The 13,671-nt window shown below is 65.9% G+C and carries 13 protein-coding genes; 5 read left to right on the top strand and 8 right to left on the bottom strand.

What is annotated here, in order from left to right:
• Positions 1-19: 19 nt before the first annotated feature.
• The 3 genes from HY57_RS17320 to phoR form a co-directional block, all read right to left on the bottom strand.
• Positions 20-1,537: a Ppx/GppA phosphatase family protein gene (locus HY57_RS17320; protein WP_019465461.1), complete on the bottom strand. Its 1,518-nt coding sequence runs from the start codon at positions 1,535-1,537 to the stop codon at positions 20-22.
• A gap of 247 nt (positions 1,538-1,784) precedes the next feature.
• Positions 1,785-3,887, bottom strand: a complete 2,103-nt coding sequence (gene ppk1 / locus HY57_RS17315) for a polyphosphate kinase 1 (RefSeq protein ID WP_019465462.1) — start codon at positions 3,885-3,887, stop codon at positions 1,785-1,787.
• A 109-nt stretch (positions 3,888-3,996) separates the two neighbouring features.
• Positions 3,997-5,091, bottom strand: a complete 1,095-nt coding sequence (phoR, locus tag HY57_RS17310) for a phosphate regulon sensor histidine kinase PhoR (RefSeq protein WP_019465463.1) — start codon at positions 5,089-5,091, stop codon at positions 3,997-3,999.
• 12 nt (positions 5,092-5,103) lie between these two features.
• Here phoR and HY57_RS22180 point away from each other — a divergent pair, with 12 nt between their 5' ends.
• Positions 5,104-5,280, top strand: a complete 177-nt coding sequence (locus tag HY57_RS22180) for a hypothetical protein (protein ID WP_019465464.1) — start codon at positions 5,104-5,106, stop codon at positions 5,278-5,280.
• Positions 5,281-5,383: 103 nt separating this feature from the next.
• Here HY57_RS22180 and phoB read toward each other — a convergent pair whose 3' ends face one another.
• Together phoB and HY57_RS17300 are read right to left on the bottom strand one after the other, a co-directional pair.
• On the bottom strand, positions 5,384-6,073 hold the full coding sequence (gene phoB / locus HY57_RS17305; RefSeq protein WP_019465465.1) for a phosphate regulon transcriptional regulator PhoB: 690 nt from the start codon (positions 6,071-6,073) through the stop codon (positions 5,384-5,386).
• A gap of 122 nt (positions 6,074-6,195) precedes the next feature.
• The gene (locus tag HY57_RS17300) at positions 6,196-7,878 is read right to left on the bottom strand and encodes a M48 family metalloprotease (RefSeq protein WP_019465466.1); all 1,683 of its coding nucleotides are present in this window, start codon (positions 7,876-7,878) and stop codon (positions 6,196-6,198) included.
• A gap of 208 nt (positions 7,879-8,086) precedes the next feature.
• Here HY57_RS17300 and grxC point away from each other — a divergent pair, with 208 nt between their 5' ends.
• From grxC to HY57_RS17280, 4 genes are all read left to right on the top strand, one after another.
• A complete protein-coding gene (grxC, locus tag HY57_RS17295) occupies positions 8,087-8,350 on the top strand; it encodes a glutaredoxin 3 (protein ID WP_019465467.1) in 264 nt (87 codons plus the stop codon).
• Positions 8,347-8,754 carry a carboxymuconolactone decarboxylase family protein gene (locus tag HY57_RS17290; protein WP_019465468.1) on the top strand — a complete coding sequence of 136 codons (408 nt, stop codon included), beginning with the start codon at positions 8,347-8,349 and terminating at the stop codon, positions 8,752-8,754. The genes grxC and HY57_RS17290 overlap by 4 nt, the downstream gene beginning before the upstream one ends.
• Positions 8,755-8,973: 219 nt before the next feature.
• A complete protein-coding gene (locus HY57_RS17285) occupies positions 8,974-9,987 on the top strand; it encodes an isocitrate dehydrogenase (protein WP_019465469.1) in 1,014 nt (337 codons plus the stop codon).
• Between the two features lie 154 nt (positions 9,988-10,141).
• A complete protein-coding gene (locus HY57_RS17280) occupies positions 10,142-11,236 on the top strand; it encodes a sterol desaturase family protein (RefSeq protein ID WP_019465470.1) in 1,095 nt (364 codons plus the stop codon).
• Positions 11,237-11,244: 8 nt separating this feature from the next.
• Here the strand turns inward: HY57_RS17280 and HY57_RS17275 are convergent, their stop codons facing one another.
• From HY57_RS17275 to HY57_RS17265, 3 genes are read right to left on the bottom strand one after another with little or no spacing between them, the layout of a single operon-like run.
• The gene (locus HY57_RS17275) at positions 11,245-11,712 is read right to left on the bottom strand and encodes a carboxymuconolactone decarboxylase family protein (RefSeq protein WP_019465471.1); all 468 of its coding nucleotides are present in this window, start codon (positions 11,710-11,712) and stop codon (positions 11,245-11,247) included.
• 35 nt (positions 11,713-11,747) lie between these two features.
• Entirely contained in the window at positions 11,748-12,647 is a 900-nt protein-coding gene (gene sigJ, locus HY57_RS17270) for an RNA polymerase sigma factor SigJ (RefSeq protein ID WP_019465472.1), read from the bottom strand.
• 58 nt (positions 12,648-12,705) lie between these two features.
• Positions 12,706-13,650 (bottom strand): aspartyl/asparaginyl beta-hydroxylase domain-containing protein, encoded by a 945-nt coding sequence (locus HY57_RS17265; protein WP_019465473.1) that lies wholly within the window; start codon positions 13,648-13,650, stop codon positions 12,706-12,708.
• Between the last annotated feature and the right edge of the window lie 21 nt (positions 13,651-13,671).

Below are 13,671 nucleotides of genomic sequence, written 5' to 3'. Positions count from 1 at the left end.
GGGCGGATACGGCCCGCGCTCAGGAGGGGTGGACTTCCAGCAGCAGCCCCAGCTCGTTCATGGGCGCCTGCTCTTGCTCCAGGTCGGCTTCGCTGAGCGGGTGCTGATCCAGCCAGGACGAGGGCATCGTGAGGCGCAAGCGCTGGCTGGTGGCGGCCAGTTGCATCGGGGGCAGCGACTCGGCACGGCGTGCGCGGCGGAACAGCACCGCCAGGCGGAGCAGGGCGGTGATGTAGCGGGCCAGCTGCCGGTAGCGCTGCGGCAGCGCCAGGAATGTGGCCTTGTCGGGCTTGCGGCGGTGCGCTTCCACGATGGCCGCCAGCAATTGCTGCTCCTGCCGCGAGAAACCGGCCAGGTCGGCGTGCCGCAGGATGTAGGCACCATGGTGATGGTGCTGGCTGTGCGCAATGGCCAGGCCGATCTCGTGCACGCGTGCCGACCAGGAGAGCCATTCGCGCGCTTCGCCATCCAGCTTCCAGATGCGGGCGATCTGGTCGAAGAACATCAGTGCGGTCGATTCCACGCGGCGCGCCTGGGCGCGGTCCACGCCGTAGCGGTTGGCCAGCGCATCGATGCTGGCGGTGCGCGGATCGCTGCCGCCGGCGCGGCCGAGCAGATCCCACAGCAGGCCTTCGCGCATCGAGCTTTCGCAGACACGCAGACGCTCGATGCCCAGCGCCTCGAAGGCGGCTTCGAAGATCGCCACGCCGCCGGCGATGACCGGTGCGCGGTCTTCGGCCAGGCCGGGCAGCTTCAGGGCGTTGATCTGCCCCTGCGCCAGCAGGGCGTCGCGCAGCGCGGCCAGCGAGGAGGGGGTGATGCCGTCATCGGACAGCCTCATGGCCTGCACCACCGAACCGATGGCCTTGGCCGTGCCCGAGGAGCCGTAGGCCTCTACCCAGCCGGACTCGCGGTAGTCCTCGGAAAACTGTTGCAGCAGCACGCCGATTTCGTTGTTGGCCCGCTGCCAGCGCTTGCGGTTGAGCTTGCCGCCCGGGAAAAAGCGCAGCGTCGAGGCAATGCAGCCCGCCTGCACGCTTTCCGTATGCATGGGCGCAAAGCCGCGGCCGATGATGAATTCGGTACTGCCGCCGCCAACGTCGATGACCAGGCGACTTTCGCGCGACGCGGGCAGGTCATGCGAGGCGCCGAGGAAGATCAGTCGGCCTTCCTCGCGGCCGGACACGATTTCCACGGGGTGCCCCAGCGCCGCCTCGGCGGCCGTCAGGAAGGTTTGCGGCGACGCCAGTCGGCGCACGGTATTGGTGGCCACCGCGCGGATGCGGATGGAGGGAACCCCCGCGATGCGCTGGCCGAACCGGGCCAGGCAGTTGAGCGCGCGGGCACGATGCTCGGCATCCAGCGTGCCGTCGGCGCGCAGGCCGGCGGCCATGCGCACCGTCTCGCGCAGGCGATCGATCACGCGGGGCTCGCCGTGTTCCACCCGGGCCACCACCATGTGATAGCTGTTGGAGCCCATGTCGACGGCCGCGATCAGTTCGCCGTCCTTGATCTGGATCTGATCGCCTTGACTCATGCGGGGCTCGTTCCGGGCTGCAGAGCGTGGATTCTCTCACGCGAGGACGGGGGCGAGTAGCGCTGGCAGGCCCAAGCGCGTGCTCACGATTTCCTTCAAGCCCCACGTTTCCTCACCGTCATTCCCGCGAAAGCGGGAATCCAGTGCCTTTAGGCTCTGAGTACAACGGGAAAAGACACTGGATTCCCGCTTTCGCGGGAATGACGGTGAGGGCCCCCGGGGCTTGAAGAGGGTCGGAAACTGGCCCTTACACCGCACCCGGCGTCAATTTCGCCAGCAGCCATTGCTGCGCGCTGTGCGGCGGCTGGTCACCAGGTTCGGCGCGGGTGTAGTGCCCGTCGCCATCAAGCAGCCAGGCCTCGGTGTTGTCGGCCAGGTAGTTCGCCAGCGTCTCTTCGTAGACACGCGCGGCGAGTGCCGGGTCAAGGATGGGAAAGGCCACCTCGATGCGGCGCTTCAGGTTGCGCTCCATCCAGTCGGCGCTGCCGCAATAGATCTCGGGCGAGCCGTCGTTACCGAACCAGTACACGCGGCTGTGCTCAAGGAAGCGCCCCACGATAGAGCGCACGCGGATGCGCTCGGACACCCCGGGCACGCCGGGACGCAGCGTGCATGCGCCGCGCACGATCAGGTCGATCTCCACGCCGGCCTGCGAGGCGCGGTACAGCGCCTGGATCACCTGCGCCTCGTTGAGCGCATTGAGCTTGGCCACGATGCGTGCCGGCCGGCCGGCTTCCGCGTGGGCGGTCTCGCGCTCGATCTTCTCCAGCACGCCGCGATAGAGCGTAAAGGGCGAGTGGAGCAGATGCTTCAGCTCGATCACCGGGCCCAGGCCCGAGAGCTGCTGGAAGATCTTGTGCAGGTCCTCGCCGATGCCTGGGTGCGAGGTCATCAGGCCGATGTCGGTATAGCTGCGACTGTTGGATTGGTGGTAGTTGCCGGTGGACAGGTGCACGTAGCGGCGCAGTACCTCGTCCTCGCGGCGCACGATCAGCAGCATCTTGGCGTGCGTCTTGTAGCCCACCACGCCGTACACCACCTGCACGCCGGCTTCCTGCAGCCGCGTGGCGAGGCGGATGTTGGCCTCTTCATCGAAGCGCGCGCGCAGCTCGATCACCACCGTGACGTCCTTGCCGTTGCGCGCGGCTTCCACCAACAGGTCCACCAGCGGCGTGTCGACGCCGGCGCGGTAAAGGGTCTGCTTGATGGCGAGTACGGACGGGTCCTGCGATGCCTGGCGTAGCAGGTCGATCACGGCCGCAAACGATTCGTATGGATGGTGCAGCAGCACGTCGCGCTGGCGCAGCACGTCGAACTTGCAGCGGGCGCCGACGAAGGCCGGCGGCAACTGCGAAATGAAGCGGGGGAACTTCAGTTCCGGACGCTCCAGGCCGTCGTAGATGGTGCCGGCACGGATGATGTTGACCGGGCCGTCGCAACGATAGACGTCTGTTTCCTCCAGCTCGAAATTGGCGATCAGCATGGCCACGATGGCCTTTGGGCAGTCGTTGCCGATCTCCAGCCGTACCGGGCGCGCATAGCCGCGGCCGATCAGCTCCTCGCTGAGCGCGCGGGCCAGGTTGTCCACTTCGGCCTCTTCGACCATCAGCTCGCTGTTGCGCGTCACGCGGAACTGGTACGAGCCGGCCACCTTGAAGCCGGGGAACATAAGATCGACGAAGCCCTGCAGCAGCTCGGCGAGGAAAATGTAGTGGTCGCCGCCGTCACAGACTTCACTCGGCAGACGAATGATGCGCGGCAACGAGCGCGGCGCGCGCACCAGCGCCATGTGGCCTTCGCGGCCGAAAGCGTCGCGGCCCTTCAGCACCACCGCGAGGTTCAGCGTCTTGTTGAGAATGCGCGGGAACGGATGGGCGGGGTCCAGCCCCAGCGGCGACAGCACAGGCAACACTTCGTTCTCGAAGTAACCCTGCAGCCAGCGGCGCTGGCGCGGCGTCCAGTCCTCGCGCGTGAGGAAATGGATGTTCTGGGTATCCAGCTGGGGCCGCAGTTCGTGCTGCCAGGTGTCGTACTGCTGGTCGACCAGATCCAGTACGCGCTTGCGGATGCGCGTGAGCAACTCGCCGGACGACAGCCCATCGGGGCCGGGCGCGGCGGAGCCGAACATGTGATGGTGCTTGAGCATGGCCACGCGCACCTCGAAGAACTCGTCGAGGTTGTTTGCCACGATGCTCAGGAAGCGCAGGCGTTCCAGCAACGGAATGCGTTCGTCACGGGCTTGCGCCAGAACGCGGAAATTGAATTCGAGGGCGGCCAGCTCGCGGCTGAGGTAGAGCTCGGGGGCGGCACGGTCGAGAACGGGCGGTGGAGTGGCTGGCTTGCGACGCATCCAGTCATTCTGGCCGATACCGCGATTTGTTACATGGTGCACTGCCGCGTACTGTGACGGCCGTTCAGGCTGGCCGTCGGAAACGCCTCAAGGCGCTTCCGGGAGGCGTTCAATCCGGGTCGGTGGTTCCCGGCGCCATCAGCCGCTCGTTGCTGAACCAGCAGGAGAAGGTCGACCCCTGGCCCGGCTCACTCTGGATGTCCAGGCGTGCCTGGTGCAGGTTGAGCACGTGCTTGACGATGGACAAGCCCAGGCCCGTGCCGCCGCTTTCGCGCGAGCGGCTGGAGGAGACGCGGTAGAAGCGCTCGGTGAGGCGGGCCAGGTGGCTGGCCGGGATGCCGTAACCCGTGTCAGTAACGGAGTAGACCGCGCCTTCCGAACTGCGGCGCCAGCGGATGGTGATGCGCCCGCCCGTGGGCGTGTAGCGCACCGCGTTGCTCACCAGGTTGGAGAACGCGCTGTGCAGGTCCTTCACCGAGCCCAGCAGGTCGGCCTCGGCGGTGGACTCCACGGTGATCTGATGGCGGCCCTGGCTGAGTGCCTCGGCCTCCTTGCGGATGGTGGCGAGCAGCGGCGTCATCTGCACGCGCTCGTCCTGCACGTGCTCCTGCGTTTCCAGGCGCGACAGCGTGAGCAGGTCTTCCACGATCTGGCCCATGCGCTTGGACTGCGCGCGCATCTCGTTGAGCACGGGCGCGAGTTCCGGCACGTCTTCCGGATCGATCAGCTCAAGGTAGCCGTGGATGACGGTGAGCGGCGTGCGCAACTCGTGCGACACGTTGGCGACGAAGTCGCGGCGAATCTGTTCCAGCCGGGTGAGGTGGCTGATGTCGCGCGCAAGCAGCAGGCGCTGGCGACGGCCGAACGGCAACAGCGTCACGTTGATGTGGCGGTTCGGATGGCCCGGCGCCGCGACGTCGTTGAGCGGTTCGCGCGCGCCTTCCTTCAGCCAGGTGGCGAGTTCAGTCGTGCTGAGGCGTTCGTCCAGGTGCGCGCCGCGATCCTGCGGGCGACGCAGCCCGAGCAGGTCTTCGGCGGCGTGATTGAACCAGCGGACGTGCTGCTCGTTGTCGAGCAGGACGACCGCATCCGGCAGGGTGCCGGCGGCGCTGCGAAGGTCGCGCAGACTGGAGGCGATGCGGCGGGAACGCGTCATGAAACGGTCATGCTTGAGAGAGGTCGGCGACGAATCGGGCGCCATCATGAGGTTTGCTTGATGACGGATTCGGGTCAGGAGAAAGACGATTTCAACGACGGCGACCAGCGCAAAACCAGCGGCCGCGCGGCCTCCTGCAAGCCATCCGACGAACGCGCCCGCAAGCAGCCCTGCGACCATGATGGCCGGCAGCTTCCAGGAGCGGTCAAAGGTAGTTGGCATGGGAAGTTCGCTTGAAAGTGCCGAGGCCAGCGGTCCGCCAGCATCGGCAAAAGCATGCGTTCCCGCAATAGGAACTTGAAGCCCGGCCGGCATGCCCGAAGGGATGCCGGTCAGACGCTCAGACGCTGGCGGAGAAGCGGTAACCCGCGCCGCGCACGGTCTGCACCATGTCGTCCAGCTTCCACGGCTCGAGTGTCTTGCGCAGGCGACGGATATGGACGTCCACCGTGCGCTCTTCGACGTACACGCTGCCGCCCCACACGTGGTCGAGCAGCTGCGCACGCGAGTACACGCGTTCGGGATGCGTCATGAAGAAGTACAGCAGGCGGTATTCGGTGGGGCCGATGGTCACCGGCTCTTCGCCGGCGAACACGCGGTGGGCCGGGCCATCGATGCGCAGGCCGCCCAGTTCCACCATGCCCGAACCGTCGTCGCCCTGGCTGCGGCGAAGCACGGCCTTGATGCGGGCGACCAGCTCACGGGTGGAGAAGGGCTTGACGACGTAGTCGTCCACGCCGGCTTCCAGGCCGTTCACGCGGTCCATCTCCTCACCGCGCGCGGTGAGCATGATGATGGGTACTTCGCGGCTCAGTTCTTCCTTGCGCAGGCGGCGCGCCAGGTCGAGGCCGCTGGTACCGGGCAGCATCCAGTCAAGCAGGATGAGGTCCGGTACCTGTTCGGCAATGGCCAGTTGGGCCGCGCGCGCGTCGGCGGCGTGGATGGCGTCCATGCCGGCCTTGCGCAGGGCGAAGGCGACCATGTCGCGGATCGAAGCTTCGTCTTCGACGATCAGGATGCGCTTGTGCACGCGTTAAGTCCGCTGGGAGAGGGCTATGACGCAATTATTGCAACGGTCCAATGTTACGCCCAGATGACATTTCACGTCGTCACAACATGACGACGTGGCCGGAGTCTCTCGGCAAGGCGAAATCAGCGCACCGCATTGGTGGCGCTGAAGCACAGGCGTCCCTGGCAATTCTCCCCGTTCTGCAACTGCTGGCTGCGGCCATCCGGGTTGTCGTCGGTCTGGATCTTGCGCTTGCGCAGCTCCATGACCAGCGGCGTCAGGTCGTTGATGCGGGCCTGGATGCGGGCGCGGGCGTAGTAGTCCAGGTCGGGGCGCTGTTGCAGGCGCTTGAGCTGCTCCATCGCATCGAACGGGCGGCCGGAGAGGTAGGCGGCGTCCGCATAGGCCTCGCCTGAGCGCACGGGGTCGCCCGCCTTCTCGGCGGCGCGGGCGTAGGTGCGGTAGAGCTCTGGTTCGTCGTTGTTGTCCAGCATGGGCATCACCATGGCCGCCGCCTGCCTGGCCTCATCCTGGGTGCCGCCTTCGGTCAGCGCCTTGGCGTAGCCCATGGCGATGGCGCGGTTGCGTGGCGATTGCCGGTTGAGCTCGGTGTAGATCGCCAGCGCCTCGGCGCGCCGGCCCGCCTGCAGCTTGGCGTCGGCCATGGCGACGCGGACGATCGGATTGTCCGGGTGCGCCGTGAGCAGGGGCTGCAGTTCGTCCACGGCCTTGGCGCCGCGGTTGCTGCGGATGAGCGCCAGCGCGTAGCCATAACGGTTGGATGGCGTGTCGAAGCCGGCTTCGCCCTGCAGGTTGTTGGCGTAATAGCTGGCGAGTTTTCCTGCATCGCCGGAGAGCACGCGTACGCGTTCACGCATCAGCAGGTACGTATCCAGCCCTCCCTTGGCATCCCGGCTGGCGATGGAGGTGGGATCTTTCACGAAGGCGATCGGCGCGGTGCTCTTTTCCCATTGAGCCTTGTCCAGCGTGGAGCCGTTGGGGCGCTGCTTCTGCCGGGCGACCAGCGCGCCGGCACGGGCCTTGGCGTCGCTGATGCGGTCCATGCTGACCGGGTGGTCCTGCAGCAGCGCCGGGACACCGCCCAGGTCGCCGCCGGAGCCGACCCGCAAGGTGTCTTCCATGCGCCCGAAGAAGGCCGCCATGGCGTCGGGGTTGTAGCCGGCGTTGGCGAGCGTCTGGATGCCCGCGCGATCGGCTTCGATTTCATCCTTGCGGGTGAAGTTGATCTGGCGCTGCATCAGCAGGCCCTGGCCGCCCATGAAGATGGCGCCCGCAGCGTCGCCCGCGCCGGCGCCGGCACCCGCGGCAATCGCCCCCAGCAGGACCAGCGCCATCAGCGGCGTGTCCTTCTTGGAGGCCTCGAAGGCGCGCTGCAGGTGGTTCTGCGTGATATGGCCGATCTCGTGGGCGATCACGCCCGCCAGTTCGCTCTCGTTGTTGGTGATGATGATCAGGCCGGAATTCACCGCGATATAGCCGCCGGGCGCGGCAAACGCGTTGATGATGTTGTCCTTGGCGATGAAGAAGGAAAAGTGCTCCTTGGGCTTCTCGCTGCCCGACACCAGGCGGTAGCCCAGGTCGTTGATGTAGTCGTCCAGCATGGGGTCGTCGAGCACCATGTCCAGCGCGCGCATCTGGCGCAGCATGGCCGCGCCGTAGTCCTGGGCTTCCTGCGGCGAGATCAGCGCATTGGCCGAACTGCCCAGGTCGGGCAGGCGCACGTCCTTGTCCTGCGCAGACGCACCGAGGGTGAGACCGGCGCAGACCAGGGCCGTCAGGAGGCGGGTGGGGGTGAAACGGCTCATGGGCCTCCTGCCCGCAGGCTATGCGTGGTCATGTGATTCGCTTTCGTTGGTCCGGCCGGGGCAGGGCGTGGTGCCGCATGCCCAGGTCAGCGACAATACCATTACTGACACCGGCTTACGGCGTCAGTTCACCTGTCTTCACCGTTGTTTACCGTGCCGGCGACCCCATCTGGGGCGCTATGGGGTTTCCCGTTTTTCGGAGTGTGTCGTGCCCAAGATTGAGGTCTATTCCACCGCGGTGTGTCCGTACTGCGTATCCGCCAAGAACCTGCTCAAGTCCAAGGGGCTGGAGTGGACCGAGGTGCGCATCGATCTGGACCCGTCCCAGCGCGAGTTGATGCTGGCGCGCAGCGGTGGCCGCCGTACCGTGCCGCAGATTTTCATCAACGACCACCACGTGGGTGGTTTCGACGACCTTGTGGCCGCCGACCGCAGCGGCAAGCTGGCCGAGCTGCTGGAGACCACCGCATGAGCAACACCACGGATCAGGGCAGCAAGGACCGCGTCGCCGAATTCACCGCCTTCCGACAGCGCATGAACGAACGCATCCTGTCGGAAGACAACCAGGTCGTCCGGCGCTTCTTCGCGCTCGATACGCAGACCTACAAGCCCGGTGCACTCGACGTGAAGACCAAGGAGCTGCTGGGCCTGGTGGCTTCCATGGTGCTGCGCTGCGACGACTGCATCAGCTACCACGTGGCCCAGTGCAAGGAAGCGGGCGTGACCCGCGAGGAATTTTTCGAAACCTTCAGCGTCGGCCTGGTGGTGGGCGGCTCCATCGTGATACCGCACCTGCGCCGTGCGGTCGATTTCCTCGACCAGCTGGAGTCGGGCGAGGGCGCCACGCCCGCGGCGGACCACGCCAGCCACGTCTGAGGCCACGTGGGCGGGGCGGTGACTCCTTGCCGCCCCGCAGACTCTTGCCGTCCCGTTGACGCGTGCGAGTTTATTCAATGCTGCATGCGAGGATTTGCAACGGTGGCCGGGCTTTCCGCTCTGGCCGCGGTACGGCTCATCGGGGATAATTGACGGGATTTACAACCCTGTCGTCCCCCGCCACAGGGTTGCTCGATTCATATCCCAAGGAGTGTCCCCATGAGCAAGACCATTGCCGTGATTCCGGGCGACGGTATCGGCCCCGAGATCATGAACGCCACGCTGCGCGTGCTCGATGCCCTGGACTGCGGCCTGTCCTACGAGTTCGTCGATGCCGGCATGGTTGCCCTGGAGAAGAGCGGCGACCTGCTGCCGCAGCCGACACTCGACGCCATCGCCAAGCACAAGGTGGCCCTGAAAGGCCCGCTGACCACCCCGGTGGGCGGCGGTTTCACCTCGATCAACGTCACCCTGCGCCGCCACTTCGACCTGTACGCCAACGTGCGTCCGGCGATCAGCTTCCCGGGCACCAAGGCGCGCTTCGACAACATCGACATCATCACGGTGCGCGAGAACACCGAAGGTGCGTACCTGTCCGAAGGCCAGACCCTGTCCGAAGACGGCGAAACCGCCATCTCGATGATCCGCAACACCCGCAAGGGCTCCAGCCGCATCGTGCGCTACGCCTTCGAACTGGCCGTGAAGAAGGGCCGCAAGAAGGTGACGGCCGTGCACAAGGCCAACATCATCAAGACCGCGTCGGGCCTGTTCCTCAACGTGGCACGCGAGATCGCCAAGGAATACCCGCAGATCGAGTTCAGCGAGATGATCGTTGACAACGCCTGCATGCAGCTGGTGATGAAGCCGGAGCAGTTCGACGTTATCGTCACCACCAACCTGTTCGGCGACATCCTGTCCGACCTGTGCGCCGGCCTGGTGGGCGGCCTGGGCCTGGCGCCGGGCGACAACATCGGCACCGAGGCGGCCATCTTCGAGGCCGTGCACGGTTCGGCTCCGGACATCGCCGGCAAGGGCATCGCCAACCCGTGCGCGCTGCTGCTCGCTGCCGCCGACATGCTCGACCACCTCGGCATGGTCGACAAGGGCGACAAGGTGCGTAACGCGATCCGCGACACCATGACCAACGACCGCGACAGCGTCACGCCGGACATCGGCGGCAAGGGCACCACGACCAGCTTTGGCGACGCCATCGTCAAGCGCGTCAAGGCCTGAGCGACGATCGACCCTGAAAGCCCCTCTCGCGAGAGAGGGGCTTTTTTTGTGCGCGCGTCCAAGGCTTGTGGCCGATGAGCGCAGTTTCGTGCGGCAAGATCGTGCCGTGGGTGCGGACGTAGAATCGGATCCCATATGCCGGAGTCCCGATGCGATGGCTGCATGGGCAGATCCGTGGGCCTCGATGCTTGCCTGGACGTGCACGCACGCCGTGCATCCCGTGCTGCAATGGCTGCATCTGTCGTGGCTGGACAGCCAGGCATCTGACATCGCCCGCTATTTTTTGCTCACCATCGCGCAGGTCGCCATCATTGCGCTGGTGCTGCGTCCGCTGGAATCGGTATGGCCGGCCGAGCGTTGGGAGCAACGCCGCACGACGGCCATCGATGGCCGCTACACCCTGATCAAGTTGTTCGTGGTGCTCCCGTTGTTTACTTACCTCGTGCTGTTTCCCCTCAATCAATGGATGGGAGGAGACAGCAACGGCGACGGCGCCGGGTTGGTGAGCATCCAGCAGGGTGTGCCATGGCTGGCGGGGCATCCGCTCGTGCTGTTCCTGGTCTACTACGCCATCTACGACTTCGTGCTGTACGTGGTGCACCGGTTGCAGCACCAGATCCCGTGGTGGTGGGCGCTGCACAGCCTGCATCACAGCCAGCGCCAACTCAGTTGCTGGTCGAATGATCGCGACCACTACCTGGACGATCTGCTCGAAGCGCTCATCGTCGCCGGTGTTGGCGTGCTCATCGGTGTAGCGCCGACGGAGTACGCGCTGCTGGTGCTGATGGGCGAGCTGCTGCAGAACCTGGGGCACGCCAACATCCGCCTGCATTTCGGCCCGGTGCTGGGGCGCGTGCTGGTGGATCCGCGCTATCACCGGCTCCATCACATGCGGGTGGATCCGGACCAACCCACGCTGCACGCCTGCAACTACGCCTTCGTTTTCCCGATCTGGGACATCCTGTTCGGCACGGCGCTCTATGGCCGGGCGGTGCGCCCCACGGGCGTATGCGATCCCATGGTGGATGCGGATAACCGCCATGGCATGGCCGGCCAGCAATGGACCACGTTGCGGCGCTGGTGGTGCGCCATCCGTTGCCGCGCCGGCTGGGTGCCGGGCGATGTGGCATTCGACGAGCGTTACCGGCCCGTTTCCGTCAGGCACATCGACCTGCACGCCCTCGAAAGGGAGGGGCGGCCGTTGCGGGCCGCCCCGGAGATGCGCGGCCCGGCATCCGGGCCCGCCTGATCGCGGTATCAGGCCGCCTGTTTCGCGGCGGGCTTGTAGTTTCCTGCCGGTGTCTGGAACGCCACGTTGATGCGGTTCCAGGTGTTGATCATGCCGATGATCACCGTCAAGCCGACCAGCTCTTCCTCGCTGAAGGAGGCGCGGGCGCGGTCGTAGACGTCATCGGGCACGCCGTGCTCGCCCAGCCGCGTGACGGCTTCTGTCCAGCCCAGCGCGGCGCTTTCGCGTTCGCTGTAGACCGAGGGTGCTTCACGCCAGCCGGGCAACATGTACAGGCGCTGCTCGGTTTCGCCAGCGGCTCGCGCATCTTTGCTGTGCATGTCCATGCAGAACGCACAGCCGTTGATCTGCGAAGCGCGCATCAGCACCAGTTCCACGAGCGGGCGTTCCAGCCCGCTCTCGTGCACGCCCTGACTGAAGTCGAACAGCGGCTTCATGGCCTGGGGATACTTCATGAAAGAGAGACGCTTGGACATGGCGGGTTCCTTGGTAGGCGGCCACGGTGGCCGTTTCAAACCAAGGACGCGCCGGCCTGCGGATTCGTGACAGCTTCCAGTCGAGCGAGTTTTTCCGGGTTGCGCAGCGAGTGGATGCTGGTGATGCGCTCGCCGTCGGTTTCGATCCACGCCACGGTGGCGAGCCTGGCATCCACCCAGGTGAGCAGCGCCGGCGCGCCGTTGAGCCACTGCAGGCGGTGCACGATGGAAAGGTGGCGGTAGCGTTGGGCGATGATGGCGTACAGCCGCACGAGGCGTTCGCCGCCGTGCAGTGGCCTGAGCGTTGCCGTGGCCTTGCCGCCGCCATCGGCCAGATGCACCGCATCTTCCGCGAACAGCGCCTGCAGCGATTCGACGCTGGCGCTTTCCAGCGCATCGCGGAATTTTTCCAGCAGCCGGCGCTGGGCATCCGGGGAATGCGTGAAGCGCGGGCGGCCTTCACGCAGGCGCTGGCGCGCGCGGTGCACGCGCTGGCGGCAGGCATCTTCGGCGATCTGCAGCATGGCGGCCGTTTCTGCGTGGCTGTAATCGAACACCTGGACCAACAGGAATGCGGCGCGCTCTTCCGGACTCAGACGCTCCAGCAGGGCGAGAAAAGACAGGCTGAGGCTTTCGACGCGCTCCAGTTCGGCCTCGGGCTGCTCCGTTTCCTCCACCAGCGGCTCCGGGAGCCAGGGGCCGGTGTAGTGCTGGCGCTCGGTCTTGGCGCGGCGCAGGCGGTCCAGCGATAGCCGCGTGGTGACGGTGACCAGCCAGGCTTCGGCATCGTCCAGCGCATCGGCATCCTGCTGGTGCCAGCGCAGCCAGGCGTCATGCAGTACGTCTTCGGCATCCGCCTGGGTGCCGAGCATGCGGTAGGCCAGCCCCAGCAGGCGGGGGCGGTGTTTCTGGAAGGTGGCGGTGGCGTGGTCCATGAGGCTCTCCTAAGGGCTGACACTGCATGGACGCGCGAACGTCATGGTTCGTGACGGCTCAGCCGAAGAAGGGCCAGGGAGCGGCGAAGAGGATCCAGAGGATTGCCAGCATGCCGACGTATTTCACGGCGCGAAACAGCTTGGGGAATTTCTTCTTGAAGACCCGGTTGCGCTCACGGCTGCGCTGGTTCATGGCGAACACGCGGTTGACGAAGCCGGTCTTCTCTTCCGGGGATTCCGTGTTGGGCGAGGCGGTGATCTTGCCCATGAAGGCGCCGACGCGATGGTTGATCGCATTCATGAAGCGCGTGCGCAGCGGGCGTTCCACGTCGGCGAACAGGATCACGCGGGTCTGGTCGGTGCGGTTCTCCGCCCAGTGCACATAGGTCTCGTCGAACACCACGTCCTTGCCGTCGCCCCAGCTGTGGATCTCGCCGTCGACGAAGATGCGGCATTCTTCCGAATTCGGGGTGATCAGACCGAGGTGGTAGCGCAGCGAACCGGCAAACGGATCGCGATGCGGGTTGAGCTTGCTGCCGGGCGGGAGCAGGGCAAACATGGCCGCTTTCACGCTCGGGATCGAATTGAGCAGGGCGACCGTCCTGGGGCACAGCGCCTCGGCGGAAGCGAGCGGCTCGCCGTACCACTTCAGGTAGAAGCGCTTCCAGCCCTGCTTGAAGAAGCTGTTGAAGCTGGCGTCGTTGTTCTTTTCCGCCGCGCGGATGTAGCCCTCGTCGAACAGGTGCAGGGCTTCCTCGCGGATGGCTTGCCAGTTGGCCTGCAGCAGATCGAGCTGAGGAAAGCCGCGGCGATCAAGGATGGGCTTGGCCGGCACGGCGGAAAACGCATACATCAGCAGGTTGTACGGCGCGAACACCGCCGAGTGATCCACCAGCTGGCGATCGAAGCGAAGCTTGGCGCGGCCGCGCAGGTGCACCAACAGCACGCACAGCACGAACAGTGCGAAAAGAGCCAACAGCACGAGGCGCGGGGCGAGGATCATGGATGCATGGGATGGCGACGG

This window comes from Dyella japonica A8 (genome assembly GCF_000725385.1).
Taxonomy (GTDB): Bacteria; Pseudomonadota; Gammaproteobacteria; order Xanthomonadales; family Rhodanobacteraceae; genus Dyella; species Dyella japonica_C.
This window is presented reverse-complemented; position numbering and strand designations above follow the sequence as displayed.

Excerpts from the sequence above, each read along its gene's own strand:
- HY57_RS17320 (WP_019465461.1), bottom strand. The coding sequence starts at position 1,537 with ATGAGTCAAGGCGATCAGATCCAGATCAAGGACGGCGAACTGATCGCG.
- ppk1 (WP_019465462.1), bottom strand. The coding sequence starts at position 3,887 with ATGCGTCGCAAGCCAGCCACTCCACCGCCCGTTCTCGACCGTGCCGCC.
- phoR (WP_019465463.1), bottom strand. The coding sequence starts at position 5,091 with ATGATGGCGCCCGATTCGTCGCCGACCTCTCTCAAGCATGACCGTTTC.
- HY57_RS22180 (WP_019465464.1), top strand. The coding sequence starts at position 5,104 with ATGACGGATTCGGGTCAGGAGAAAGACGATTTCAACGACGGCGACCAG.
- HY57_RS17300 (WP_019465466.1), bottom strand. The coding sequence starts at position 7,878 with ATGAGCCGTTTCACCCCCACCCGCCTCCTGACGGCCCTGGTCTGCGCC.
- HY57_RS17290 (WP_019465468.1), top strand. The coding sequence starts at position 8,347 with ATGAGCAACACCACGGATCAGGGCAGCAAGGACCGCGTCGCCGAATTC.
- HY57_RS17285 (WP_019465469.1), top strand. The coding sequence starts at position 8,974 with ATGAGCAAGACCATTGCCGTGATTCCGGGCGACGGTATCGGCCCCGAG.
- HY57_RS17280 (WP_019465470.1), top strand. The coding sequence starts at position 10,142 with ATGGCTGCATGGGCAGATCCGTGGGCCTCGATGCTTGCCTGGACGTGC.
- HY57_RS17275 (WP_019465471.1), bottom strand. The coding sequence starts at position 11,712 with ATGTCCAAGCGTCTCTCTTTCATGAAGTATCCCCAGGCCATGAAGCCG.
- sigJ (WP_019465472.1), bottom strand. The coding sequence starts at position 12,647 with ATGGACCACGCCACCGCCACCTTCCAGAAACACCGCCCCCGCCTGCTG.
- HY57_RS17265 (WP_019465473.1), bottom strand. The coding sequence starts at position 13,650 with ATGATCCTCGCCCCGCGCCTCGTGCTGTTGGCTCTTTTCGCACTGTTC.